This window comes from Actinomadura opuntiae (genome assembly GCF_030283205.1).
Classification (GTDB): Bacteria; Actinomycetota; Actinomycetes; order Streptosporangiales; family Streptosporangiaceae; genus Spirillospora.
In genome coordinates this window covers 520,783-546,143 of record NZ_JASNWF010000002.1, presented here as the reverse complement: position 1 = coordinate 546,143, position 25,361 = coordinate 520,783, and the positions used below count along the sequence as shown (strand labels likewise).

Below are 25,361 nucleotides of genomic sequence, written 5' to 3'. Positions count from 1 at the left end.
CGGTCAGCTTTCGCCCGGGGCCGGGTCGGCGGACTCGGAGGGGACACCGCCGCCCTGGCCGTTGTTCTTGGTCAGGTCGGTCACGTCCTGGGGACCGAGCAGCGCCAGCTCCTTCGGCGTCAGCACCGGCGGGCGGTCCGACGGGAGCCGCTTGCCGTAGCCGGTGTAGGAGTTCTGGTGCGGCCGCTTCTGGATCGGTGCGAAGATCCGCAGCACCATCTCCTTGGAGAGGGTCTCCTTCTCCATGAGGTTGACGACCAGGTCGTCCAGGACGTCCCGGTACTCCACGAGGATCTCCCACGCGGTGTCGTGCGCGGCCTCGATGTAGCGGCGGACCTCGTCGTCGATCGCGGAGGCGATGTCCTCGGAGTAGTCCCGCTCGTGGCCCATGTCGCGGCCGAGGAAGACCTCGCCCTGCCCGGTGCCGAACTTGCGGGCGCCCAGGCGCTCGCTCATGCCGTACTCGGTCACCATGTTGCGGGCGATCGAGCTGGCCTTCTCAATGTCGTTGGCCGCGCCGGTGGTCGGCTCGTGGAAGACCAGTTCCTCCGCGGTGCGTCCGCCCAGCAGCATGGCGAGCTGGTCGGTCATCTCCGAGCGCGTGGTGAGGAACTTGTCCTCCATCGGCAGGGTCATGGTGTACCCCAGCGCGCGCCCGCGCGGGAGGATCGTCACCTTGTGCACGGGGTCGGAGTTCGGCAGCGCGTGCGCCACCAGCGCGTGCCCGCCCTCGTGATAGGCGATGATCTTCTTTTCCTTCTCCGACATCACCCGGGTCTTGCGCTCGGGCCCGGCCATCACCCGGTCGATGGCCTCCTCGAGGGTGTCCATGTCGATGAGCTTGCGGTCGAAGCGCGCCGTGAGCAGCGCGGCCTCGTTGATGACGTTCGCCAGGTCCGCGCCGGTGAAACCGGGGGTACGGCGCGCGATGACGTCGAGGTCGACGTCCGGGGCGAACGGCTTGCCGCGGCCGTGCACGCGCAGGATGCCCTTGCGGCCCTCCAGGTCGGGACGGTCCACGGTGACCTGCCGGTCGAATCGGCCCGGGCGCAGCAGCGCCGGGTCGAGGATGTCGGGACGGTTGGTCGCCGCGATGAGGATCACGCCGCCCTTGACGTCGAACCCGTCCATCTCGACCAGCAGCTGGTTCAGCGTCTGCTCGCGCTCGTCGTGGCCGCCGCCGAGGCCCGCGCCGCGGTGCCGGCCCACGGCGTCGATCTCGTCGATGAAGATGATCGAAGGGGCGTTGGTCTTGGCCTGCTCGAACAGGTCGCGCACGCGCGAGGCGCCCACGCCGACGAACATCTCGACGAAGTCGGAGCCGGAGATCGAGTAGAAGGGCACCCCCGCCTCGCCGGCCACCGCCCGCGCGAGCAGCGTCTTGCCGGTGCCGGGCGGGCCGTACAGCAGCACGCCCTTGGGGATCTTCGCGCCGATCGACTGGAACTTCGCCGGGTTCTGCAGGAAGTCCTTGATCTCCTCGAGTTCCTCCAGGGCCTCGTCGGCCCCGGCCACGTCGGCGAAGGTGGTCTTGGGGGTGTCCTTGGTGATGAGCTTGGCCTTGGACTTGCCGAAGTTCATCACGCGCGAGCCGCCGCCCTGCATCTGGTTCATGATGAACAGGAAGATCAGCACGATGACCACGATGGGCAGCAGGCTGAACAGCAGGTTCAGGAAGAAGCTCTGCTTGGGGACATCAACGTTGTAGCCGCCGGGCAGCTTGCCGGCGTCGGCCTGCTTCTGCAACTGGTTCTGCAGCTGGAGGCCCTGGCCGTCGACCCAGGAGGCCTGCTGCTGCTTGCCGTTCTTGAGCGTGACCTCGATCCGCTGGTCCTTGTCGACGATCTTGGCGGACTTCACCTGGCCCGCGGCGATCTCCTGGACGACCTTCGAGGTGTCGGTCTTCTCGAACGAGCGGCCGGGGTTGACGCCCCACATCACCAGGGCGACCAAGAGGCCGAACAGCAGGATCCACAGCAGCGGCCCGCGAAAATAGCGCTTCACGTCCATTTATCCGGTTACCCCTACGGGGCCCGTCCCTCCTGACCAACGTCTGTGTGCGATCCTCGCCCGTCCCGGGGGGCGGACGCCACTGCGACCAACAAAAGGCCCGTCGCCCGGGGCTCCGGACCCACCGAGGCGGTCTCCGTCACCTGGCTCCCCGACCCGAGGGCCCGGGATAATGACGGTACACCGCAGGGCACAGGAGACGCAGCCAGCGCCGATCTCCTGATCCTCTCCATATACCCGTCAACGACCTTTGCAACGATCCGTCACGGCCCCTTGTTCCCTGGGGGGTCCTGGCAGGGCGCGCGCGGGGGCGGCCTCAGGCACCGTCGCCACCATAGACGTGCGGCGCCAGCGTCCCGACGAACGGAAGGTTCCGGTACTTCTCGGCGTAGTCGAGCCCGTACCCGATGACGAACTCGTTGGGGATGTCGAAGCCGATGTACTTCACGTCGACGTCGGCCCTCACCGCCTCGGGCTTGCGCAGCAGCGCGCAGATCTCCAGGGACGCGGGCCCGCGCGAGCGCAGGTTGCTGACCAGCCACGACAGCGTCAGGCCCGAGTCGACGATGTCCTCCACGATGAGCACGTGGCGGTCGAGGATGTCGGTGTCCAGGTCCTTGAGGATGCGGACCACGCCGGACGACTTGGTGCCCGATCCGTAGGACGAGACGGCCATCCAGTCCATGGAGGCCGGCGAGTGCAGCGCCCGCGCCAGGTCCGCCATGATCATGACGGCGCCCTTGAGGACGCCGACGAGGAGCAGCTCCCTGCCCGCGTAGTCCGCGTCGACCTGCGCGGCGAGCTCGCGCACCTTGGCCTGCAGGTCGGCCTCGGGGATCAGCACCTTCGCCAGGTCGTTGCCCAGGTCCTTCTCGTCCACAACCCCACCCTCATCGTTGTGACTTCGCCCGCCCGCGCGGGACGGACGCCTTGCGCGACGGACACGACATGTGACGAGTCGCACACGACGCGACGTCAAACCGGGCCGAACAGCAGCCTCCCATACCGCCGGAACGCTCGAAGGCCCCCGGGCAGATCGACGTGCCGCTGGCCGTGCCAGGCCGTGACCAGCCGATCCATTGCATCGACGTGGACGGCCGCGAGCGTACCCGGTGGGCTGCCGGCTTTGACCGCGGCCATCCGCAAGACGCGTGTACGGACGGCTCTGGGCAGTTCTTCGAGCCCGTCGGCGCGGAGTGCGACGCTGTAGCCGTCCTCGGCGGATCGGAGTTCGTCGTAAGCGCGCGCGGCCAGTTCGTCCAGTGCGTCGGCGTCATCGCGCAGCATCCGGGCTGTGCGCGCCAGCGCCTCGGCCACACCCGGCCCGATCGTCTCCTCCAGGACGGGCAGAGCCTGGTGCCGCACGCGCACGCGCGTGTAGGCGGGGTCGTCGTTGTGAGGGTCGTCCCAGGGCTCCAGGCCCATCGCCAGGCAGGCCCTTCGCATGGTTATTCGGTCCAATTCCAGCAAGGGGCGGAGGTACAGGACCTCTCCACGGGCGTAGGGGCGTCTTAGGGCCGGAGGCATTCCCGCTAAGGAACGAGCTCCGGAACCACGCGCCAGCCCCAGCAGCACCGTCTCGGCCTGGTCGTCCCGGGTGTGGCCGAGGAGGACCGCTGCCGCGCCCAGGCGATCGGCGGCCTCGTCCAGGGCCGCGTAGCGGGCGTTGCGGGCCGCGTTCTCCATCCCTCCGTCGCCGTCCACGGTGACGGCGATCGAGCCGGCCGGGTCCAGACCGAGGTCGGCCAGCGTGCGCACGACCGCGTCCGCGCGCGCGCCCGAACCGTCCTGCAACCCGTGGTCGATGGTGATTCCGCCCGCCTGAAGGCCCGCCCTGGGCGCCTCGAAGGCCAGGGCTCCGGCCAATGCCAGCGAATCCGCGCCGCCGCTACAGGCGGCTAACACCATGTCTCCGGCGGGCAGATCGGCCAGTACGCGCCGCACCGCCAGCCGCACCGCCGCTACCGCCGGATCAGGCCCCATGGGAAACGTCTATCACCGGACGGCACGACACGACGGAAGCGGCGTCCGCCTCATACACCTGCCGTACGCCTGCACGCTGTGTGCGACGTCACGCCTCGCTGGCCTCCGGCGGCGCCACGTCGATGGCGCGCGGGCCGATGACCCGGTCCATCCAGCGGGCGGGCTCCTTGATCTCCTCGTGCGTGGGCAGCGTTTCCGGGGACTGCCACACCTGGTTGAACCCGCTCATGCCCGCCTCCGCGACGACCCGCCGGACGAACCGGGAGCCCTCCGCGTACTGCTTCATCTTGAGGTCGATGCCCAGCAGGCGCCGGATCGTCTTGTCCAGCTTGGAGCCGCCGTCCCGGCGTCCCTGGAAGCGCGCGCGGATCTGCTCCACCGAAGGCACGACCTCCGGGCCGACCGCGTCCATCACGTAGTCGCCGTGCCCCTCGACCAGGGTCATCACGGCGGTCAGCCGATCGAGGATCTTGCGCTGCTCGGGGGTCTGGATCGCGTCGATGAGGTTGGAGTCCCCGCCGCGCACCGCGTCCGCCACAGCCTCCGCAGCGTCGCGGATGCGGTCCAGCATCACGCCCGGGTCCAGATCGGACGCCAGCAGGAACTGGGTCATCTGGTCCTGTACGTACTCGCGCAGCCACGAAACCCCGGTGAACTGTGCGCGGTGCGTCTCCTCATGCAGGCACACCCACAGCCGGAAATCGCGTGTGTGAACGCCGAGTTCCTGCTCAACATGGACGATGTTGGGCGCCACCAGAGTGAGCCGTCCCGTCGGGGCCCGCCCTGACGGGTCCGGCGGCAGGAACAGCTCGTACTGCCCGAGGACACGGCTGGCCATGTAGGCCAGGATCGCGCCCACCTGCATGCCTGTCACACGCGAACCGACCGCCTGCACCACCACGTTGCCGGCGCTGCCCCACGGGCCGGGGCCGCGCCGTTCGGACATCTGCTCCATGAGCGGTTCCAGCACGACCCGGAAGCCGTCCACATTCGCCCGGATCCATCCGGGCCTGTCCACGACCGTCGCCGGGTCCGGATCGAGCTCGGAGGCCATGCCGGTGAAGTCCCGCACGTGCCCGTGCGCGTGCGTGGACAGCTCCCGCAGCTCCGCCACCACCTCGCGGGCCTCCTGGTGGCTGACCTGCGGTCCCGGCCGCACCAGGCGGGTCCCCGCCTGGACCGCCACGTTCCAGTCGATCATTGAGGCGCTCATGTGCTCCACCGTACTTTTCGGACACGGCGCCGGAGCGCCCCTGCACGATCGTTCAACGAACAACCGTTCTGGTTATCTCCCGTACGGCCCCGCCCACACTCCGATCAGCAGCCACAGGTGGCGACGGCCGCCGCGAGCTGGTCGAGCTTGCCCGGATCCACCGGGCCCTTCCCGTCCCCCGCCATGAAGGCGAACGTCAGCAGCCGCCCGTCGGCGTCGTAGGTCAGCCCGGCCAGCGTGCTGACGCCGGCCAGCGTGCCCGTCTTCGCGCGCACGACGCCGGCGCCGCCCTGGCTCGCCGAGACGGTGTAGCGCGGCGGCTTCAGGGTGCCCGAGAACCCGGCGATGGGCAGGCCGGTGATGACCGAACGCAGCTGCGGGTGCGCCGGATCCGATGCGAGCGCGATGATGCGGGCCAGCGCGAGCGGCGTGATGCGGTTCCGCGGCGACAGGCCGCTGCCGTCGTTGACCGACACGCCCTGCGTGACGCCGAGCTTCGCGAGGGTCTGCCGCACCGCCTGCGCCGCGTCCGCGAAGGTCGCCGGACGCCCCAGTTTGATGGCCACCTGCCTGGCCACCGCCTCAGCGACGTCGTTGTCGCTCTCGGTCAGCAGATGCTCGATCAGGGCGGACAGCGGCGGGGACTGCACCGCGCCCAGGCGCGCGGCGCCCTTCTGCGCGACGGCCCTCTGGCCGGCCTTGGCCGCCACACCGTCCTTGGTGAGTAGGCGCGCGAAGATGGCCGCGGCTGTGGACGGCGGGTCCGAGACACGGGCGCGCTTAGACGGATCGGCGGGAGAGACGCGTCCCTCGTCCACCGTTAGGGCCGTGACCGGCGCCAGCTCCCCCTCCGGTAGGTAGTTGGGTTTCCAACCCGCAGCGGTACGCGGTCCCTGGTACGCCGACGCGTCGTAGTCCACGCGTACGCGCGTCACACCGGAGGCCTTGAGCGCCGTGGCGGTCTGCTTGGCGAGGTCGAGCAGCGACGCGTAGGGCGGGTGGCCCGCGTCCGGGCGCGCGGGAAGGGCCGTCAGGGTAGGATCCCCGCCTCCGACCAGTACGATCCCGCCGCCGGTGCCACGCACCACCTGCGTGGTGATCCGATGCGAGGGACCCACCGTGGCGAGCGCGGCCGCGGTCGTCGCCAGCTTCGTCGTGGAGGCCGGTGTGGCGGGCTGGTCGGCGCGTTGCTCGAACAGCGGACGGCCGGTCTCCGCGTCGACGACCACGGCGTTGATCTTCGCCTGGGGGCCGCCGATGACCGCGGACAGCCGGCCGGCCAGGGCCTGCGCGTTCGGCACCCGCCCGCCGGCGGGGTCGGCGGCCGGGATCTCGGCCGAGGCCCGCACGAGGTCGCGCGCCGCGACGCTGGGCGGCTGGGGGGACAGGTGCCGCTCGGGTGTGAGTTTCGCCACTGCCACCCCCGCGGCGACGGCGAAAACGTTAAGGAGGGACAGCGACACCACGGCGAGGGAACGGCCGCGCACACGCACGTGACCGCCCCTCTCCCACTCAGCACTCACCAACGTGCGACATCCTTATATAAGGGAACTCACCCCTGTGAGGGCCGGCCTCGCCCGCACAGACCCCCGAAAGACTATGCACTGCGACCGCGCAGGGAGCGGAGGACATCTTGGATTTCGACGTCACCATTGAGATCCCGAAGGGCCAGCGGAACAAGTACGAGGTGGACCACGAGACCGGCCGCATCCGGCTCGACCGCATGCTCTTCACCTCGACGCAGTACCCCGCCGACTACGGGTTCATCGAGAACACGCTGGGCGAGGACGGCGACCCCCTGGACGCGCTGGTGCTGCTCCAGGAGCCGACGTTCCCCGGGTGCCTGATCCGCTGCCGCGCGGTCGGGATGTTCCGGATGACCGACGAGGCCGGTGGTGACGACAAGGTCCTGTGCGTCCCGGCGACGGACCCGCGCATGGAGCACCTGCGCGACATCCACCACGTCGCCGAGTTCGACCGGCTGGAGATCCAGCACTTCTTCGAGGTCTACAAGGACCTGGAGCCCGGCAAGTCCGTCGAGGGCGCCAGCTGGGTGGGGCGGGTCGAGGCCGAGGCCGAGATCGAGCGGTCCCGCAAGCGCCAGGCCGATCAGGGCGGTCACTGACCCGCGTCAGGTACGCCCCGGCCGGTGAGCCGGGCCCGGATGCCGCGGAACGGCGCTGCTCCGCTCCCCGCCGTACCCGCGTCAGGTCGCGCGCAGAACCCTTCCGCACGAAAGACCGTGCGGAAGGGTTCTCGCTTCCGCACGGCGTGGCTGTAGACGCTGAAGCGACCGGACGATCGCCGGTGCGTGCGTCGCGGCGCCGTGGTCAGCCCGCTGGGCGGGTCGCCCCGATCAGGTCGCTCCGGTGGATGCTGGAGATGCGTACGCGCGCGCCCGTGTAGGGCGCCTCCACCATCCGGCCGTTGCCGATGTAGACGCCCACGTGGTGGATGGTGCCCGGGTCCGAGGTGTTGGTGGCGAAGAACACCAGGTCGCCCGGGCGTAGCCTGTCGATGGGAACGTGCGGTCCCGATGTCCACTGGGTGCCCGTCCAGTGGTCGAGCCGTATGCCCGCCTTACCCCACGCGTACATGGCCAGGCCCGAGCAGTCGAAGCCGAGGATGCCCGCTCCTTGGTCGACGCCCAGGCTCGGACCCGCGGCGGTGCCCCCGCCCCAGGAGTACGGGGTGCCGAGCCATTCGAGCGCCGCTTCGGCGACCATCGCGCCGCGTCTGACGACGTTCGCCGTTTCGAGGCCCGCGCGTACCTTGCCGACCGTACGCGCCTCGCCGGCCGCCCTTTCCTTGCCGGCTGCCCTCGCCTTGCTGGCCGCCCGTGCCTCGAGGGCGCGTTCACGCGCACGCGCGAGCCGGGCCGCGCGCGCACGAGCGTCGCCTAGCCTCTTTTCCAGCGCACGCTTGCGGTCGGTGATGCGCTGGATGGACGCCTGCTGCTCGGCGACCGCCGTCTGAGCGAGCCGCTTGGACTGGTCTGCGTCCCTGGTCGCCGCCGCCTGCTCCTGGAGCGAGGTCTGGGCCTGCCGCCGGAAGACGTCCGCGACGGTCTTGGACGCCTCGACGCGGCGCACCATCGCGGTCCGCTGACCGGCCAGCACCTCGACCATGCCGGCCCGGTCCATGAAGCCCTGCGGCCCGCCCCGGCCGGAGATCGCGGAGGAGACCTGGTCGTAGCCGGTGGCGTTCTGGTAGACGCGCGCGGCGAACGCCGCCAGCTGGTCCTGCGCCTCCCCGACCTTGCGGGTCGCCTCGGCCAGCCGCTGCCGGGTGCCCTGGTAGGCCTGCTGGGACCGTTCCAGCTTGACCCGCTCCCCGTTGTAGCGTTCCACCGCCGCCTCGGCCGCCGCGTTCAGCCGGTCCAGCTCTCCATCGGCCTGGGCGAGTTCGGCCTTGGTCCGTCCGACGTCGGCTGCGCGATCCTTCGCCAGCTGCCTGCTCTTCTCGACGTCGTGCGCACTCGGGATCGGCTTGCCCGTTGCGCGCTGCACGGGACGGGCGTACGCCGGCGGTACCAGCCAGTTGACGGCGACCGCCACTCCGGCGGAGAACGTCATCAGCCGGAGGGTCGCGTTCTTGGCGGAGGAAGTGGTTCCGCGACGGCGCGGTTCTGTGGCGCTCGGTCCCATGAACACGTCCTCCCCCCGGCGTGTTTTACTTAGCGCAAACGATCACCTACGAAGAGTAGTTGAGACGGGCAACAATCGGAACGTGCCTCACGCGGGCGTCGCGTTCCCGCTTGTGGCGCTCGGCGAGCCGGGCGCCGAGGACGAGGCGGGCGGGGCAGAGGACGACGGCGGATCCGGCTCGCCGCCCGCGGGCGGTGGGTCGGACGTCGTGGGCGGGTCCGAGTGCGTCGGCTCTGACGACGAAGCCGGACCCGTGCCAGGCGACGTGGACGGATCGCCGGGTCGGCCGGTTTCCGGTGGCGTGGACGGTGTGCCTGTACCGGGCCCTGTCGGCGGCGGAGTGGGATCGGTGCCTCCACCTGGCGTGCCTGGTGCGTCGGCGCGCCAGGTGACGCACACCTCGACGCCTCCGGGCTGGAATGTGATGCCGCCCTCCCCGCGCGAGCGTGATCGGCGGGAGACGTGCACGGCTATGGTCACGCTCTGTCCGGCCTCGAGACGTCCGGAGGACCGGCTCAGACGCAGCGCGCCCCAAGTTCCTGCCTTCCATGACACTGGGCCGCCCACCGCCTGCAGCTCCACGGAGCCGTCCGCACCTCCGGCCAAGTCGAGGTATTGCGGGGAGACCACGAGAGCCGCCGACGGATCGTCCGGCGTAGGAAGCGGACCACTGGACACCGGCACTGGAGGCGACGCATACAGGGCCGTAGGCGGTGCGGAAGAACCCAACGCCCCCAATGGAAATGTGGCGGACACGGGTGCGACGTCCACGACGCCATTTCGGCCATCACCCGCAGAATGGCCGTCCGGTACCGGTTTCCGCGAGAGGCCGGGGAGCAGGCTCGGATGAGGCCTCGCAACAGTGCCTGCCGAGCCCGCACCCTCGGACGTACCGAACAGCCCGCGCACAATGGCGATCCCGCCGCCGAAAAGGACCGCCACGATGACGAGCACGGCGAAGGCGCGGGCCGCCTGCGCGGTCATGCCGTCCGGCGGTAACACGCCGCGTTCGCCCCGCGGCCGCCTTCGCGGTGAGAGCCGCCTCCTTGGACGGGGCGCTCGCAAGGCGCCCGCCGGTTGCCCCGGCTGCACGGGGAAGCCCGCCGGCGTGAACTCGGTGACGCGCGTGGCGACGAACAGCCGGTAGCCGACGAGCTCGGGGTCCATGAAGCAGTTCATCACCCGCAGTTGCAACTCTGCGGGCGGGTCCGCGTCCGGGAGAAGCCCGTACACCTTGGCCGCCGACACGCTTCGCGGCCGGAACGCGCCGCAAGTGGCGCACTCGTGGGCATGCTCCATGAGCTGTTCGCTCAGGTCCGCCGTAAGGCCGCCTTGCCGCTGGCGCAGCAGCCGGGCACGCTCCGCGCAGCCGTACGGCCCCTGTTTGGCCAGGATGTCGGCCGTCAGCGCCGCCTCCAGCTCGGTGTGCGCGCGTTCCAGGGCCGCTTCGGCCTCCTTGACCGGGACGTCCAGGATCGCGGCCAGGTCGGGGATCGACATCTGGTGGCGCACCCGCAGTTCGAGAATCTCCCTGGAGACGGCCGACAGCGCCGCCACGGCCTCCCATGCCGTGATCCTCTGATCGACGTCCTCCTGGTCGTGGCTGGCCACCGGCAGATCGGGCGGGCGTTGCCCGGCCGGCGACCGCCGGGTGCACTCCTGCCGGGCGATGGCGTACAGCCATGGGCCGAACCGGTCGGGATCGCGCAGCTTGTCGATGTGCGCCTCGGCGACGACGAACGTGTCCCTCAGCGCGACCTGCGCGGCGTCCCGGTCCTGCAGCTGGAACCAGCAGTAGGCGTAGAGCCGGTCGGCATAGGCCGCGTACATGTCGGCCGGGGCGCCGGCGACGCGCTCGCGCAGCGCCTCGACCAGGAGATGGTCGTTCATACCGGAAAAGGTAAAGCCTCCCGAAGGTCTTTACTGGCAATTTCAAGAGATCGAACCCGATGACCGAACTCAATTCTTCCGCTTTTTTGGACGCTTTTCCCTAGTGTTGCTATTAGCGGTTTTGGAGATGGTTCGTCCGATCTTCTGGCGTCCCGTCCGGACGCGGCCGAGGGTCGCAGCCCGGGGTTGGTCGGGCGAATTTGACAGTGTCATCGTGACAGTGTCAACATCGAGCCATGGACGGTACCTGGACGATCGGCGAGCTGGCGGAACGCGCCGTCGCGGCCCTGGCCGCGGGCCAATCCGCGCAGGTCAACGGCCGGGTGCGCGACCTGCCCAACGAGCGGCTGATCCGCTGGTACACCACCATCGGCCTGATCGACCCGCCCGCCGGCAGGCGAGGCCGCACCGCGCTGTACGGCCCGCGCCACCTCCTCCAGCTCGTCGCGATCAAACGGCGGCAGGCGGCCGGGCGCTCGATCGCCGAGATCCAACTCGAGCTCGCCGCCGCGACCAACGCCATGCTGGAACGGATCGCCGCCCTCCCGCCCGAGGCGACGGACCCGGAAGCCACCGTGCCGCCGCCTGGTACGACTCCGCCCGCGGCCTCGATTCCCGCGGCAGCCGCCCCTCCGCCGGAGCCCGCCTCCGGGCAAGGTCCTTTCGACACCGAGAGCACGACCGACACCGTCGGCAAGGCCAGCACCGCCGGTACACCTGACACCGCTAGCACGACCGACAAGGGCGCAAGCGCGGAAGCCGCGCGCGCTGGATCGTCCGGCGCCGCTCAGGACCGGGCGGACGGTGACGCGCGGTCCAGGGAACGCTTCTGGAGCGCCCGTCCCGATGTGTCGTTCGGCCGCGCCGCCGTGGCCGACGGCTACTCCGGGTCCGTCCCACCGGTGGTGCAGGGCGTGCGCCTCGCCCCCGGCCTCACCCTGCTGCTGGAGGTCGGCGCGCTCGACGCGGAAGACCTCCACGCCATCGAGTCCGCCGCCCGGCCGTTGCTCGACGTCCTGGCCGCACGAGGGCTCATCGCCTCCCCCGCAGGCCCCGTCCGCCCGCCCGCAGACCCTCCCCGGAGGCCGCAATGACCGTCCGCATACTGCCGCTGCCCGAGCCAGAGACGCCCCCGGCCCCCGGCGGCGGGCTCGGCGCACTGACCACCGACCGCGGCAACCTGCCGCTCGACTCCGTCGATGTGCACGCCTCGATCGCCGGGCTCGCCGCCGCCGTCGAGGTCGTCCAGGGGTTCCGCAACCCGTTCGACGTGCCGCTGGAGGCGACCTACGTCTTCCCGCTGCCCGACCGCGCCGCGGTGACCGCGCTGCGCATGGAGGCGGACGACCGGGTCATCGAAGGAACGCTCAAGGAACGCGGCCAGGCGCGCGAGGATTACAGCACCGCCATAGCGGCCGGCAAGCGCGCCGCCATCGCCGAAGAGGACCGCCCGGACGTGTTCACCATGCAGGTGGGCAACATCCAGCCGGGCGAGCGCGTGACCGTCCGGTTGGCGCTCACCCAGCCGCTGCCGCACGAATCGTCCTCGACCGCCACGTTCCGGTTCCCGCTCGTGGTCGCGCCCCGCTACATCCCGGGAGCCCCGCTGGGCGAGGAGGCCGCAGGCGCCGGGGTCGCCGAGGACACCGACGCGGTCCCGGACGCGTCCCGGATCAGCCCGCCCGTGCTGCTGCCGGGGTTCCCCAACCCGGTGCGGCTGGCGATCACCGTCGACATCGACCCGTCCGGGCTACCGCTCACCGAGATCCGCTCGGCGCTGCACGTGGTCACGGAGGACGGCGGGGACGAGCGCACCACGATCCGGCTCCGGCCCGGCGAACGCCTCGACCGCGACTTCGTCCTGCGGCTGGGATTCGCCCCACGGGAAAGCGCGGCCCTTTCGCTGGTTCCGGACGACACCGGTGACGAGGGGACCTTCAGCCTGACCGTCCTTCCCTCCGGGGACATCCGGCCGCGCCCCCGCGACGTGGTGCTCGTCCTCGACCGCTCGGGCAGCATGCACGGCTGGAAGATGGTCGCCGCCCGGCGCGCCGCAGCACGCATCGTCGACACCCTCCGCGTCGAGGACCGCTTCGCCGTCCTGTCCTTCGACACTGTCATCGAGCGCCCCCGCGAACTGGACTCGGGCCTCGTGCCGGGCACGGACCGCAACCGGTTCCGCGCGGTCGAGCACCTGGCCGCGCTGGGCGCCCGCGGCGGCACCGAGATGCTCACCCCGCTCCAGGAGGCCTGCACCCTGCTCGCGGACCCGGGCCGTGATCGCGTGCTCGTCCTCATCACCGATGGGCAGGTCGGCAACGAGGACCAGATCCTCGCCCAGTTGGCGCCCCGGCTGCGCGGCGTGCGCGTCCACACCGTCGGCATCGACCGCGCGGTGAACGCGGGCTTCCTCAACCGGCTGGCCGCGATCGGCGAGGGCCGCTGTGAACTGGTCGAGTCCGAGGACCGCCTCGACGAGGCCATGGAGCAGATCCACCACCGCATCGGCGCGCCCGTCGCCTCCGGCCTCACCCTGCACGCCGACGGGCTGGAGATCGTCCCCGATTCAGTGGCCCCCGCCCGCATCGGCGCACTGTTTCCCGGAGTACCGCTCGTGGTCGCGGGCCGCTTCCGGGGTGCGCCCCAGGGGTCGGTGACCGTCCAGGGCACAGCCTCCGACGGGACGGTCTGGCGGCAGCAGGCGACCGGAACGGTCACCCGCAACCCGGCCGCCACATCGATCTGGGCGCGCGCCCACCTGCGTGACCTCGAGGACCGCTACACCATCGGCGGCCCTCCGGACCTCGAACACCGCATCGTCAGCACATCGCTGCGGTTCGGCGTCCTGTGCCGCTTCACCGCCTTCGTCGCCGTGGACAGCCGGGTCGTCTCCGAGTCCGGCACACCGCACCAGGTCGTCCAGCCCGTGGAGACACCGGACGGCTGGGCGGCGCCCGCGGTGGCGTACGGGGCCGCGAGCCCACTCATGGCCCCGCCGCCCCTCCCACCTGCGGGCGGCCCTCCCCCGCCCACCTTCGCGCCGCCGGCTCCGGCCATGCCGGCCGCCCCTGGCAGCGCTCCTCGGAGCAGGCTCCCCGCCGCCGGCAGCCCGCCCGCCCCGCGTGTCTCCCCCCAGGCAAGCCGCCAGCGCCCGGCCGTCTTCGACGATCACGACGACTGCGACGTACCCGACTTCCTCCGCGACTCCTCGCCTCCCGCAGACAGGGCCGCCCCTCCCGAGTACGGCGCCCCCACGGGCCACGGCTCGCCAGGACAGCCCCCGACGCCAGACCTCGACCCCTACAAGGAGGAACTGGCACGCCTGCTCGAGTCGCTGCGCGGAGTGCCGGACGACACCGGTCACCGCATCGACCGGCTACGGCAGGAGGTGCTCCCGGCGCTGACGTCCATCGTCGAACGCATGCAAGCCCACTTCGCCCCCGGCACCGAGCACCTTCGCACGCTGGAGTCGCTCCGCCGCGCCCTGCTCCGCGTCACCCCCCAGAGCCCGAAGCACGAGGTCGACGACATCTGGACCCGCACACTGCAAACCCTCGGCGAGCTCGTCGGCAAGCCCGCCAACCCCCCGACCCGCCGCCCCTTCTGGAAACGCAACCCCTGACCCGGTGGGGGCAGACCACAGGCCTGCCCCCACCCCACCTCCCACCCACCCGACCTGGACGCCGACCCTGAGTCCTGCAGCCCGTACACCAAACGCCCACCCGATCACTCGTCCACCCGCCCAGCGAGAACACAGGCCGCAACGTCCGTACTCCAGCCGACCGCATCCAGCGGTTGGCACAGGCCCAGCCCCACGCACGCGCCCAGGCCTAAGCCTTCGCGCAGGCCCAAGCACAGGTCACAGCGCCCCTGGACGCGCGCGTAGCCGCCTGGTCGGCGAAGGCACAAGCCACCCGCGGTGTTGGTCAGGGGCCGGGGGCCGCTGGGCATGGTCGTGTGTGTTGGAACGAACTCTGGCAAACGCCGGAATAGCGCTGTCCGAGAACCGACGCTGCCCGGCCAGTCCTCAGGCGCCCGTCAATTTTCCAGGTCGCCGTGGACATGGACCTCAGCGTCTTCGCATGCCTCGTCCGAAAGCTTCAGGCGGACGGCGAATACGCCGGTCTCAGCGTTCCTGGCACCCGCCCGGCCGCCGAGGACACAGGCCGCGCCCTCCTTCAATGCTCGGACAGGCCGCAGTCTGCGGGCGGCATCGGCGTCGTCCTTAGATGCTCGCGTGGCTTGCCCATCGGCGAAAGCGCGGGCAGGAGTGGCCTTTGCTGGGGTCTGGTCGGTCGCAGTCAATGGGCGGGCGCGGGGCGGAGTGGCCTTGGGCGTCGCTGTCTGTTCGGGCCGCGGGGGGCGCTTTTATCCGGTGGGCTGCGTCCAACGGTTGTAGGACGGATTTGTTATTGGTGGGGCAGCGTCGGTTGTTGGAGGGGGGTGGGTGTGTGAGGGGTTGACTGCTAGGAATTTCAGGGCTCGTTGTGCGAGCTCGGTGGGGCTCTCGGCGGCTGGGAAGTGCCCGACGTCTTCGAGGAGTTCGACGCGCAGGTCGGTGGCGTGACGGCCGAAGCCGGACATCTGGCCGGCGGGTAGGAGTGGGTCCCGGTCGCCCGAGAGCACGAGGGTGGGGACGGTCAGCCGTGCCCAGCGGTATCGGCCCGCCAGCAGCAGCGGGATCTCCCGCAGCAGCAGGTTCCGGTAGTAGCGGACGGTGGCACGCACCCGTGCAGGCTCCCGGAATTGGGCCAGGAAGATCTTCCGGTCGTCGGGCGTCAGCGCGGCGGGGTGGTGTGGCCAGTGGCGCAGCGCCCAGCGCGGTATCACCGAGCCCGCCAGGCGGGGGCTCGCGGCGTTGGCGACGATGTGCCACAACCGGCGCCCGTTCAGCAGGACTCGCGGCGTCGGCCGCAGGAAGGGGCTCGCGGTGTTGATCGCGATGAAGTGCCTGACACGGTCGGGAAACCGGAGCGCGAGGACGTATCCGGCGGCTCCGCCCCAGTCATGCCCGATCAGGTCGAAGGCCCGCACGCCGAGCCGGTCGAGCAGCCCGATCACGTCGTCGGCCATGGCGGCGGGGCCGTAGCCGTCCGGCGGCGCGGCGGTCCAGCCGAGGCCGCGCAGGTCCGGGCAGATGACCCGGTGGTGCTCGGCGAGCAGTCCGATGAGGTGCCGCCACTGCCACCAGTGCTGGGGCCAGCCGTGCAGCAGGACCAGCGGTTCGCCCCGTCCGGCCAGGGCGACGTGCATGCGCAGGCCGTCCACGTCGATGAACTGGTGCTCGACGCCGTCCAGCTCGGGAAGGGGCCGGTCGCTCATCGGGTGGCCCGCAGCGGGACGAACCCGGCGATCGCGGACGCCAGGCGGGTGGGCTGGTCCTCGGGAGAGAAGGTGCGCGCTCCGGGGATCCATTCGAGCCGGGCGTCGGGGAAGTCGGTGGCCAGCCGTTCGGCATGGGCGGCGGGGAAGAAGCGGTCCCGCTCGGACCAGGCGACGAGCACCGGCGAGGTGAAGGACCCGAAGCGTTTCGCAGCGGCGAGGGTGTGCCGCGCGTCCAGGCCGCGCAGCACCCGGAGGAGGTCGTCGCGGACGCCGCGGTCCGCCCAGGCGGGCAGGACGTAGGAGTCGGTCACCGCGCGCGGCAGGGGGCGGCGGGCCAGCCATCCGAAGGCGATCGGCAGCCGGCGCAGCGCCGGGAGGAACCGCAGGGTGGCCAGCAGCGCCCCGATCCCGCCGGGGATGCGCGTCGCGAGCTTGAGGTAGCCGAAGAACCTCGGCGGGAAGTTGTCGTAGGCGTCGCAGGAGGTGAGCACGAGCCGACCGACCAGTTCGGGTCGGGTGGTAGCGACGAGCTGGCAGACGGCGCCGCCGCTGTCGTTGCCGACCAGCGTGACCGGCCCGACGTCCAGGAACTCGATCGCGCCGGCGACCATGGCTGCCAAGGCCGGCGGGGTGAGGTCGGCGCCGGGCATCGGCACGGTGTGCGCGCCGAACGGCAGGTCCAGCGTCACACAGCGGTAGCGGTCCGACAGCCGCGCCACGACGCGGCGCCAGAGGTTGGCGTTGGCCAGCACGCCGTGGACGAACACCACCGGTTCGCCCTCGCCCGCCTCGAACACCGCGATCCGTCCGCCCGGCACGTCGATCTCGCGCCGCGTGCCCAGGTCCGCGTCGCGCCACCGCGCCCGGGTGGCGGCCTGTACGTCGCTCATCTCCACGCCCCTTGTCGAGAGAATGCGTATGAGAGCCACAATAACAAACAGGCTGCCTGTTTTAAACAGGCGGCCAGTGCACCCATGGAGAGGCGAGCGATGAGCCGGCAGGCCGAGAAGTCCGAAGCGACCCGCGCCCACCTGATCGCGGCGGCGCGCGCGCTGTTCGCCGAGCGCGGCTACGCGGCGGTCGGCACCCCGGAGATCGTCGGCCGGGCCGGCAGCTCGCGGGGCGCCATGTACCACCACTTCAAGGACAAGAAGGACCTGTTCCGGGCCGTCTACGAGCAGCTCCAGCAGGAGCTGATCGCGGAGATCTCCGCGGAGATGGACGGTCTGGGCGGCGCCGACCCGATGGCCGCCCTCGAGGCGGGGGTGCGGACCTACCTGCGGTCCTGCGTCGAAGCGGACCGGGCCCGCATCGGCCTGGTCGAGGCGCCGTCGGTGCTCGGCTGGGCCGAGTGGCGGGAGATCGACGAGCGGTACGCCCTCGGCGTGGTGATCGCGGGTCTGGAACTAGGCCGGGCGGCCGGGATGCTGCGCGACGACGTCCCGCTCCGGGCGCTCGCCCACGTGGTCCTCGCCGGGCTGGGCGAGGCCGGGCTGCTCATCGCCGCCGCCGACGACGCCGAAGCCGCCCGCGCCGAGGCCGAGCCCGCCGTCCTCGCCCTCTTGGACGGTCTCCGCCGCTGAACCTCCCGCGTCGCCGGAGAGCAAGGGCGGGTCCTCACCGTGCTGGCAGTGGCGTGTCGAGTTCGATGCCCTGGCCTGTGGGGAGGTCGCGGAGGTCGAGGCCGTTGTGAAGGTGGTGCGTTCCGGGCGGCAGCCCGGTCACGAGGCCGACGGCGGCGGCCGCGATGATCGCCGTGCCGCGGGACTGGTCGCGTCCGCGGGCCCATCGCGTGGTGCCGTCGTGGCCGCGGGCCAGGACGAGCCAATGGTCGCCGCCCGGGACGCGCAGGCCGCGGGGCGCGTGCGAGCCGCCGGGCACCCAGGTCAGGGCCGCCAGGGCCGCGGTCGCGGACCGTGAGTCGAGGCCGAAGTAGGTGCGCGTCCGGACGCCCAGGTCGCGGGTGAGGGTGTGCTGGTCGGAGAAGTCCAGGCGATAGAGCCGCCTGCGGCCGTGGCCGGGCAGGTCGAACCGCCGCGACCCGGCGAAGTTGCGGACCGCGGCGCCGTCGTGGTGGAAGCGCCTGCCGAGCAGCCGGTACGTCCACTCGGTGGCCGCCGGGCCGTGGCGTTCGCCGGCGCCGAGCAGGACGGCCACATCGATCGGGCCGGGGGCGGCGCGGTGGACGGCGGCGGCGAGCAGGTTGGTCAGGCCGGGAGCAAGCCCGACGCTGAGGAGCACCGGTCGTGGCGGATCGAGCCGTTCCAGCGCGGTGACGTAGGAGGTGGTGGCCGTGATGTCGACGAACGCGGCCCCTTGCGCCGTCGCGAGCTCCGCCAGCCGCGGATCCTCCTTTCCCGAGGCGTTGACCACGACATCGATTCCGACCAGCGCGGACAGATAGGAACGCAGGTCGGGTTGAGCGAGATCGATCGGCCGGTCGGCGCGGGCGGCGTCCCGGCCGGCCGTCAGCGCGACATGCCCGTCCTGCCACAACCGCGCGACGAGGTGGCGGCCGACCGCGCCGTAGCCGCCCAGGACCAGCACCGTGGTCATGGTCGCCTCGCCGCGGACGTCTCGGCGGTCGACGCCAGCGCCGCGAGGGTCGCCTGCATGGTCCGGCGGTTGTGCCGGGCACGGTCCGATACGCCCGAGACCAACCGCGACAGCGGCTTCGCCCATGCCGGACGCAGGTCGGTCCACCGCTCGGCGACCCGGCATCCGTCGCCGTCGCCCTGGAAGGTGTAGCGCCAGCGCGCGACGGGCCGTCCGCCGATGCGGACCTCGAACTCGAACCGCCGGCCGGGTTCGGCGGCGGTGACCGTGCAGGTCGTGGACCAGCGGCGCAGGCCACGCCGGTTCGTCCCCCTGAAGCGGGCGCCGACGGCCGGGCCGGTCGCCGGGGCGATCCATCGGCAGCCGGTCGTCTCCGGACTCCATCGCCCCATCTGGGACACCTCGCTGACCAGCGCATACAACGCCTCGGGCGAAGCGGCGATGCTCTGCTCCACAACGACGGACGCGCCATCACGTCCGGTGATACTTCGCTCGTCGGGTGGGCCGTGGGTTCTCATGGTGTCCGCCAATCCCTTGAGGTGGGCCGGGCGGCCAGCAGCGCGATGGTGACGCCGCCCGGCGGCCGCACGGAAGCCGTCTAGTGGTGGGGGACGTCGGCCAGCAACCCCGTGAGGCGCTCCTCGGCCTGGCGCCAGATCAGCCGGCGGTCGAGTCGCTCGGCCGTCCACATGGTGTTGATGAGCGTTCCGGAGTCGCGGAAGTCGCGCACCACCCGCCGATGCCCCGGCGATCGGACGAAACGCTGCAGATCAGCCGAATCGCGCCAGACCGAGACGGAGATCTGCCGCCGCCCATCACCGGTCGTGGCGAGCCACAATCCGAGCGCGCCCTCCGTGTCGGGCCAGGCGTGGCGGAACCTCATTCCGGCCCTCGCCACGCGGGGGACGTCGCGGAACCGGTGCACCAGGTAGTCGTTCATGCTGACGTGCACCCGGCCACCGTCCGCCGCATCGTCCCCGTTCTTCCAGAACCGCACGAACCATGTCATGCGGCCACGATACGACTGTATTTTGTCCGATACAACCGTATCGGTCAGGTGGACAGGGCCCGGCGGTACAGCTCGGTCGTCGCGGTGTTCCACCGGTGCAGCTGCTCGGGGCCGAAGAACGGCCCGGGAAGATGCCGGCTGATCGCCGGCTCGAAGAACACGCAGGCCAGGTTGAACACCACCACGTGGAGCGCGGCCCAGTCCCGGTCGGCGTCGGCGCGCAGCCGTCCGTCGCGGTCGAGCGGCGCGAGCCAGCCGGTGCGCGCGATCTCGATCAGCGCGTCGAAGATCTTGGCCGCCTCCTCGTCCCCCTCGGCGAGCGCCCGCGCCAGGTACCGCAGCGCGACCGCGTTGTCGCGGACCCACGCCGTCACGACGTCGCCCATCGCGCCCCACGCCGTCTCGCCGTCACCGTCACCGTCCCGGGCGAGGTCGCGGAAGGTCTCGACGGCGACCGCGATCACGTACTCGTTGACCGCTTCGCGCAGCCGCGCCTTGGTGCCGAAATGGTGCTGCACCAGGCCCGGGGACAGCCCGGCCGCGGCGGCGACGTCGCGGATCGACGTCGCGGCGACGCCCTTGTCGGCGAACCCCTGCAACGCGGCGTTCCGGATGCGCGCGTAGGTACTCAGATCCGATGGCTGAGCAGGCACCTGCGAGTCACTCACGCTTGCAGAGCTAACCACAGCCGCCCTTCTGCGTCGGCGCGGACGGTGCGGCGATGGCCACCGTGCGCGGGCCGGCAGGAAGCGGAAAGGGCGGCCTCCCGGTCGGGAGGCCGCCCTGTGGTCCGGCGACAGCAGGGGTCAGGCGTGCTTGCCGCGGGTGACGCGGAGCAGCGGGATCAGGTTCAGCACCAGCCCCACCACGGCGACGCCGCTCACCAGGTTGACGCCCGGGTGGAACTCGGCGAAGTCGCCGCCGCCCGCACCGGTCCCGCCGGCGACCAGCGCGGTCACCACGGCGAGCACCAGGGCGGCGCCGACCTGGCCGGACGTCTGGACCAGCCCGGAGGCCAGGCCCTGCTCGGAGTCGTCGATGCCGTCGGTGGCCTGGGCCATGATCGAGCTGAAGCCGAACGCGAAGCCGCCGCCCAGCAGGAGCATCGTCGGCAGGATCGTGAAGGCGTAGCCCGGGGTGTTCCCGGCGGTGGCCAGGAACCACACGTAGCCGAGGCTCAGCGAGGTCATGGAGCTGATGATCAGCCGCGGCGTCCCGTAGCGGTCGATCAGCCGGCCGACGAACGGGGAGCCGAAGGCGACGATCAGCCCGGCGGGCAGCAGCGCCATGGCCATCCTGAGCGGCGACCAGTGCAGGACGTCCTGCAGGTAGAGGGTCATCATGAACTGGAAGCTCAGGTAGGAGCCGAAGAGCGCGACGATGCTGAGGTTGGCGCGGACGATCGAGCCGATCTTCAGGATGCCGAGCCTGATCAGCGGGTGCCGCACCTTGTTCTCGGTGACGACGAAGCCGATCAGCAGCGCGGCGGCGAGCGCGATGGAGCCGAGCGTGACCGGGTCGAGCCAGCCGCGGTCCGGCGCCGAGACGACGGTGTAGACCGCGAGGAGCATGCCGCCGGTCAGCGTGACGGCGCCGACGAGGTCGTGGCCGCCGTCGGCCGCGGGCTTGTCCCGCGGGATCAGGGCGATGCCCGCGACCAGGGCGACGAGGGCGAGCGGGACGGGGGTCAGGAACGTCCAGCGCCAGCCGAAGCTGGTGAGCAGCCCGCCGAGGATCAGCCCGGAGGAGTAGCCGCTCGCGCCGAAGACCGAGAAGACCGACAGCGCCCGGTTGCGCGCGCGGCCCTCGGCGAAGCTGGTGGTCAGGATGGACAGGGCGGTCGGCGCGGTGAACGCGGCGGCCAGGCCCTTGACGAAGCGGGTGACGACGAGCAGCGTCCCGTCGCTGACCAGGCCGCCCACCAGCGACGCGATGGCGAACACGGCCAGCGCGGTGAGGAAGACCCGGCGGCGGCCGAGGAGGTCGGCGGTGCGCCCGCCGAGCAGCAGGAGGCTGCCGTAGCCGAGCACGTAGCCGTTCACGATCCACTGCAGCGAGGTGGTGGACAGGCCGAGCTCGGTCCCGATCGACGGGAGCGCGACGCCGACCATGGACACGTCGAGGCCGTCGAGGAACAGCACGGCGCACAGGACCGCGAGGACTCCCCACAGCCGGGGAGTCCAGGCCTGTTCGGCCGGCGCGCTCGCGGCGGCCGGCCGGTGGACGGCAGAGGCAGGTGAGGTGTCGGTGATAGTCACGTCGGAGGACGTTACATGCACATGCATTCAATGTGCAAGCATAAATTTCGGCCGAATTTAATGCTGGTGCATCTGATGCGCATGCATGCTAGGATGCGCGGCATGGAGTCGGAAGCGGCCCTGGTGGGCCGGTGGCGGACGCTCGCGACCTGCTACAACACGGTCGCCTGCGATCTCGACCGTGCACTGCAGGAGGCCCACGGCCTGAGCATGAGCGAGTTCGAGACGCTCGACAGGCTCGTCGAGGCCGACTGCGAGAAGCGCCGCATGCAGGAGATCGCCGCGGCCATGTACCTCAGCCAGAGCGCCCTGTCCCGGACGGTCGCCCGGCTGGAGAAGAACGGCCTGGTCCAGCGCGGCCTGTGCGAGTCCGACCGGCGCGGCGTCTTCGTCGAGGTCACCGAGGCCGGCCGCAGGCGGCACGCCGAGGCGCACCGGACCCACATCGAGGTCCTCGCCAGGCACCTCCCCGTCCCCGTCTCCTGACGCGCAGGCGCCACCGCGCGCCGTGCCACCTCCATCTCGGTGACGCCGTCGACGGGATCGGGTCCTCGGCGACCAGTTCCTCATCGCGGTAGTCGGTAGCGCTCGGTGCTTGGACCGCTTCCTTGACGCCTGGGACTGGGTGTATCGCGGGCGTATCGAAAAGCGCATACGCCACGGCAACACTCTTCGGTCTTCGGTGGGAGGCATGGACCACAGCGGTCCGTGCCGAGGGCTTGGCGCCCCGGTTCCGGAAGGTGATCGCCGAAGAGGAGAGGGCCGTGGCTGATGACGGGAAATGGGACCGGCGTTCGCTACTGCGGGGCGCAGCCGTGGTGGCCGGTGCCGCCGCGACCACACCACTGCTGGGAAAGGCCGCTACGGCGCACGCCGACGGCAGTGACGCGGACGCGTTGTTCAAGGCCGGGAAGTTCGAGCAGGCCGGCCGCGCGTATGAGGAGATCCTGAAAAAGGACCCCACGAACCTGAACGCGGCTCGCCAGCGCGGCTACATCGGGCTACTGGGCAACAAGTTCCCCGACGCGGAGAAGTTCCTCACGATGGCGCTCAAGTTGGCGCCCGAGGACAAGCAGACCAACGCGCTGCTGGGCGACTGCTACATCCGGCAGGACAAGTTCTCCCTCTCCGTACCATGCTGGCGAGCTGCCGGCGAGGAAGGCTACGCCAATTGGTTCGCGGCCGTCCGCGGCAAGCCGTACCAGATCTACGGCGACATCGGCCGTGTGCCGTGGCAGCGGATGGACCCGTCCCCGGTGGTAGAGGCCTCGGTCAACGGCGGACCGCCGAAGCGCCTGATGTTCTACACCGGCGCGCCGAATCTGAGCCTGACCTCGTCGGCGGCCAAGGAAGCCGGGGTGAGCCCCGTATACAAGGAAAAGAGCGACTTCGAAGGCACCGCCATATGGGTGTACTACGGGGTGCTGGACTCTCTCAAGCTGGGCGGCATCGAACTGCGCAACGTCCCCGTGGGTTGGTCGTCGACGGAGACAGGCGAAGACGTCGACACTGACAACGACGGCCTGATCGGGACGTGGGTCTTCTACCACCTGCTGACCACCTTCGATTACGCGGGCCGGTCGTTGATCCTGCGCCGCCCGACCCCCGAAACGGCCAGCCGGGTGCGCGCCGCCGCCCAGGCGGGCACCAAGCCGCTGCCGCTGTGGCTGTCCCGTGACCACGACCTCCAAAGCACGGGCAGCATCGCCGGTTCCGGCCTACGGGTGATGGGCGTGAACTTCGGCGGAATCGGCGAAATGGTCGCGGGCATGGCCGGGGAGACGGCCAAGCGGTTGGGCGTCCGCACCGATTACGACCGTCCGATCGAAACGGCTGCCCACAGCCACGCCACCACCACCTACCCCTGCTACCCCAAGGAGATCCGCCTCGGCGACGCCGTCGCCAACGACGTCTATTGCGAAACGGACCCGAACATGCCGGTCAACGTGCCCTGGCCTTACGGGTCGGGGTTCGACACGATCGGCTGGTTCGCCCACTGCTTCTGGAAGCCCTACAACATCACCCTCGACTTCACCAACATGAACCTCTACATCGCCCGCGGCGAGGCCACCTGATCACTGCCGGCACGGGCGTCAAATGGGGAGCTACCTAAAGCCGCCGGGGTGACGCTTCACGCCGGCAGGGGACCCGCGGTCGGCCGTGGTGACGGAACGGGCCGAAAAGGCCGCACGCCCGTCGTCCGGCCGACCGCGCAACGCAGGACTTCAGAGAACTGGAGGCTTCCGTAGACGAAGAGGGCCTCCGGGGCCGCCGATAGCCGGTCCGGCCGGCCAGAGTTCGGCGAGGTCGGTCGGGGTGAGTGGGGCTCGGTATGCGGCCTGAAGCACTTTGCGGGACACGTCGGTGTCGGCATCGGCGAGAGCGGCGAACCAATCGAGTCCGGCCGGGTAGGCCCACATGTAGGAGCGGTGCTCGGGGCTCGTCCCCCGGTCTGCGAGATAGCCCGTAATGGTCTTGTCGGTCATCCAAGGGACGGTGGCGCGCAGATAGTCGGCGCACTCGATAGCGGGTGTGCCGTCGTTGATGGCGCGGTGGACCTGGGCGAGGACGAGTTGCGTGTAGTGGGCGAGCTTCACGCGAGTGATCAGAACCTTGTCCTCGCGCAGGAGAAATAGCGGCCATGCCTGGGCGAGTCCTTCGAGCATGACCTGTTGCGGGGCGTGGATGCTGAGCAGACGGACCCAGGGGACGTCTTCGGCGGCGGCGCGGGCGGTGAGGCTGGCGCTTTGGAGGCCGTGGCCGAGTACCTCGTGCAGGGCGAACTGGCGGGCCCCGGTCTGGGTGAACTCGACGTTGGGCAGGTTGAGCCGTAGCCGGACCTGGTCGCCCGCACCGTCCAGCCAATACGCCCAGTAGGCGTCCACCTCGGCCGTCTCGATCGTGAGCGAGTAGGAGGCGGTGCTGCCGGTGGCTTCGCGTACAGCGGGCTCCAGCTCCTCGGCGGCCTGACGGATGGCGTCGGGGGCTTCGCTGACGTTCAAGAGCCCTTCGGCCTGGCGCAACTCGGTGTTGGTGTGGGCGCCCCAGGTGATGCCGAGATCGGCGAGTGGGGCGCGGGCCTGGTCGGCGCGGTCGGCGATGTACTCCTCCGGCCAACCCGCCGTCCCGCACCCTTGCGTCTTGCGGACGTAGTCGGCGAACGGCGGGTGCTCACCGAGCAGGGCACCCAGGTACGCCAGATCGGCGTCAAGACGGGACGCCAGGGGGCCGGTGGCGGTGGGGCGCAGTTCTGCGAGCCGGCGGTAGACGGTGAGCCGATCGGGCGCAGGCTCGGGTTCCGGGCCGCCGGGGTCGCAGTCGAAATCGATGATGGGCGATCCGCCGCGGGCGATCTCGTAGGCGTTCCACGCGCGCAGTACGTTCTCGATCTCGTCACGCAGGCTCATGCGGTACGTCCCATCGCAGCGTCCGATAGCCGGCCCGCGAGCAAAAGGCCCCTTGCGGTGATC

21 protein-coding genes are annotated in these 25,361 nt (G+C 70.9%); 6 read left to right on the top strand and 15 right to left on the bottom strand.

Annotation, left to right across the window (positions count from 1 at the left end):
• Positions 1–3 precede the first annotated feature (3 nt).
• The 5 genes from ftsH to dacB form a co-directional block, all read right to left on the bottom strand.
• On the bottom strand, positions 4–2,010 hold the full coding sequence (ftsH, locus tag QP089_RS05955; protein ID WP_285910287.1) for an ATP-dependent zinc metalloprotease FtsH: 2,007 nt from the start codon (positions 2,008–2,010) through the stop codon (positions 4–6).
• 316 nt (positions 2,011–2,326) lie between these two features.
• Entirely contained in the window at positions 2,327–2,890 is a 564-nt protein-coding gene (gene hpt, locus QP089_RS05950) for a hypoxanthine phosphoribosyltransferase (protein WP_285910286.1), read from the bottom strand.
• 95 nt (positions 2,891–2,985) lie between these two features.
• On the bottom strand, positions 2,986–3,993 hold the full coding sequence (tilS, locus tag QP089_RS05945) for a tRNA lysidine(34) synthetase TilS (RefSeq protein WP_285910285.1): 1,008 nt from the start codon (positions 3,991–3,993) through the stop codon (positions 2,986–2,988).
• Positions 3,994–4,081: 88 nt separating this feature from the next.
• Positions 4,082–5,194, bottom strand: coding sequence for an Rv3626c family coenzyme F420 biosynthesis-associated protein (locus QP089_RS05940; protein WP_285910363.1), 1,113 nt, complete (start codon positions 5,192–5,194; stop codon positions 4,082–4,084).
• Between the two features lie 116 nt (positions 5,195–5,310).
• Positions 5,311–6,621, bottom strand: coding sequence for a D-alanyl-D-alanine carboxypeptidase/D-alanyl-D-alanine endopeptidase (gene dacB / locus QP089_RS05935; protein ID WP_285910284.1), 1,311 nt, complete (start codon positions 6,619–6,621; stop codon positions 5,311–5,313).
• A 218-nt stretch (positions 6,622–6,839) separates the two neighbouring features.
• Between dacB and QP089_RS05930 the strand changes: the two genes are divergently transcribed.
• The gene (locus QP089_RS05930; protein WP_285910283.1) at positions 6,840–7,331 is read left to right on the top strand and encodes an inorganic diphosphatase; all 492 of its coding nucleotides are present in this window, start codon (positions 6,840–6,842) and stop codon (positions 7,329–7,331) included.
• 205 nt (positions 7,332–7,536) lie between these two features.
• Here the strand turns inward: QP089_RS05930 and QP089_RS05925 are convergent, their stop codons facing one another.
• Together QP089_RS05925 and QP089_RS05920 are read right to left on the bottom strand one after the other, a co-directional pair.
• Complete coding sequence (locus tag QP089_RS05925; protein ID WP_285910282.1) at positions 7,537–8,781, bottom strand: NlpC/P60 family protein; 1,245 nt, start codon at positions 8,779–8,781, stop codon at positions 7,537–7,539.
• Between the two features lie 159 nt (positions 8,782–8,940).
• Positions 8,941–10,743 (bottom strand): sigma-70 family RNA polymerase sigma factor, encoded by a 1,803-nt coding sequence (locus QP089_RS05920; protein WP_285910281.1) that lies wholly within the window; start codon positions 10,741–10,743, stop codon positions 8,941–8,943.
• 236 nt (positions 10,744–10,979) lie between these two features.
• On the opposite strand from QP089_RS05920, the gene QP089_RS05915 reads away from it, so the two are divergent.
• Positions 10,980–11,837, top strand: coding sequence for a helix-turn-helix domain-containing protein (locus tag QP089_RS05915; protein ID WP_285910280.1), 858 nt, complete (start codon positions 10,980–10,982; stop codon positions 11,835–11,837).
• Positions 11,834–14,365: a VIT domain-containing protein gene (locus QP089_RS05910; protein ID WP_285910279.1), complete on the top strand. Its 2,532-nt coding sequence runs from the start codon at positions 11,834–11,836 to the stop codon at positions 14,363–14,365. Before QP089_RS05915 ends, QP089_RS05910 begins: the two co-directional genes overlap by 4 nt.
• 746 nt (positions 14,366–15,111) lie before the next feature.
• Here QP089_RS05910 and QP089_RS05905 read toward each other — a convergent pair.
• Both QP089_RS05905 and QP089_RS05900 read right to left on the bottom strand, forming a co-directional pair.
• Entirely contained in the window at positions 15,112–16,065 is a 954-nt protein-coding gene (locus QP089_RS05905) for an alpha/beta fold hydrolase (RefSeq protein WP_285910278.1), read from the bottom strand.
• A complete protein-coding gene (locus QP089_RS05900; RefSeq protein WP_285910277.1) occupies positions 16,062–16,958 on the bottom strand; it encodes an alpha/beta fold hydrolase in 897 nt (298 codons plus the stop codon). Before QP089_RS05900 ends, QP089_RS05905 begins: the two co-directional genes overlap by 4 nt.
• Positions 16,959–17,057: 99 nt before the next feature.
• Between QP089_RS05900 and QP089_RS05895 the strand changes: the two genes are divergently transcribed.
• The gene (locus tag QP089_RS05895; protein WP_285910276.1) at positions 17,058–17,651 is read left to right on the top strand and encodes a TetR/AcrR family transcriptional regulator; all 594 of its coding nucleotides are present in this window, start codon (positions 17,058–17,060) and stop codon (positions 17,649–17,651) included.
• Positions 17,652–17,685: 34 nt separating this feature from the next.
• On the opposite strand, the gene QP089_RS05890 is transcribed toward QP089_RS05895, so the two are convergent.
• From QP089_RS05890 to QP089_RS05870, 5 genes are all read right to left on the bottom strand, one after another.
• Positions 17,686–18,624, bottom strand: coding sequence for an NAD-dependent epimerase/dehydratase family protein (locus QP089_RS05890; RefSeq protein WP_285910275.1), 939 nt, complete (start codon positions 18,622–18,624; stop codon positions 17,686–17,688).
• Positions 18,621–19,142 carry an SRPBCC family protein gene (locus QP089_RS05885; protein WP_285910274.1) on the bottom strand — a complete coding sequence of 174 codons (522 nt, stop codon included), beginning with the start codon at positions 19,140–19,142 and terminating at the stop codon, positions 18,621–18,623. The genes QP089_RS05890 and QP089_RS05885 overlap by 4 nt, the downstream gene beginning before the upstream one ends.
• Before the next feature lie 80 nt (positions 19,143–19,222).
• Entirely contained in the window at positions 19,223–19,633 is a 411-nt protein-coding gene (locus tag QP089_RS05880; protein ID WP_285910273.1) for a hypothetical protein, read from the bottom strand.
• Positions 19,634–19,677: 44 nt separating this feature from the next.
• Positions 19,678–20,301, bottom strand: coding sequence for a TetR/AcrR family transcriptional regulator (locus QP089_RS05875; protein WP_285910272.1), 624 nt, complete (start codon positions 20,299–20,301; stop codon positions 19,678–19,680).
• 138 nt (positions 20,302–20,439) lie between these two features.
• Positions 20,440–21,918: an MFS transporter gene (locus tag QP089_RS05870; protein WP_446474005.1), complete on the bottom strand. Its 1,479-nt coding sequence runs from the start codon at positions 21,916–21,918 to the stop codon at positions 20,440–20,442.
• 75 nt (positions 21,919–21,993) lie between these two features.
• Here QP089_RS05870 and QP089_RS05865 point away from each other — a divergent pair, with 75 nt between their 5' ends.
• Both QP089_RS05865 and QP089_RS05860 read left to right on the top strand, forming a co-directional pair.
• The gene (locus QP089_RS05865; RefSeq protein ID WP_353070551.1) at positions 21,994–22,377 is read left to right on the top strand and encodes a MarR family winged helix-turn-helix transcriptional regulator; all 384 of its coding nucleotides are present in this window, start codon (positions 21,994–21,996) and stop codon (positions 22,375–22,377) included.
• Positions 22,378–22,655: 278 nt separating this feature from the next.
• Positions 22,656–23,966: an aspartyl protease family protein gene (locus tag QP089_RS05860; protein ID WP_285910271.1), complete on the top strand. Its 1,311-nt coding sequence runs from the start codon at positions 22,656–22,658 to the stop codon at positions 23,964–23,966.
• Positions 23,967–24,116: 150 nt separating this feature from the next.
• On the opposite strand, the gene QP089_RS05855 is transcribed toward QP089_RS05860, so the two are convergent.
• Positions 24,117–25,298 carry a hypothetical protein gene (locus QP089_RS05855; RefSeq protein WP_285910270.1) on the bottom strand — a complete coding sequence of 394 codons (1,182 nt, stop codon included), beginning with the start codon at positions 25,296–25,298 and terminating at the stop codon, positions 24,117–24,119.
• Between the last annotated feature and the right edge of the window lie 63 nt (positions 25,299–25,361).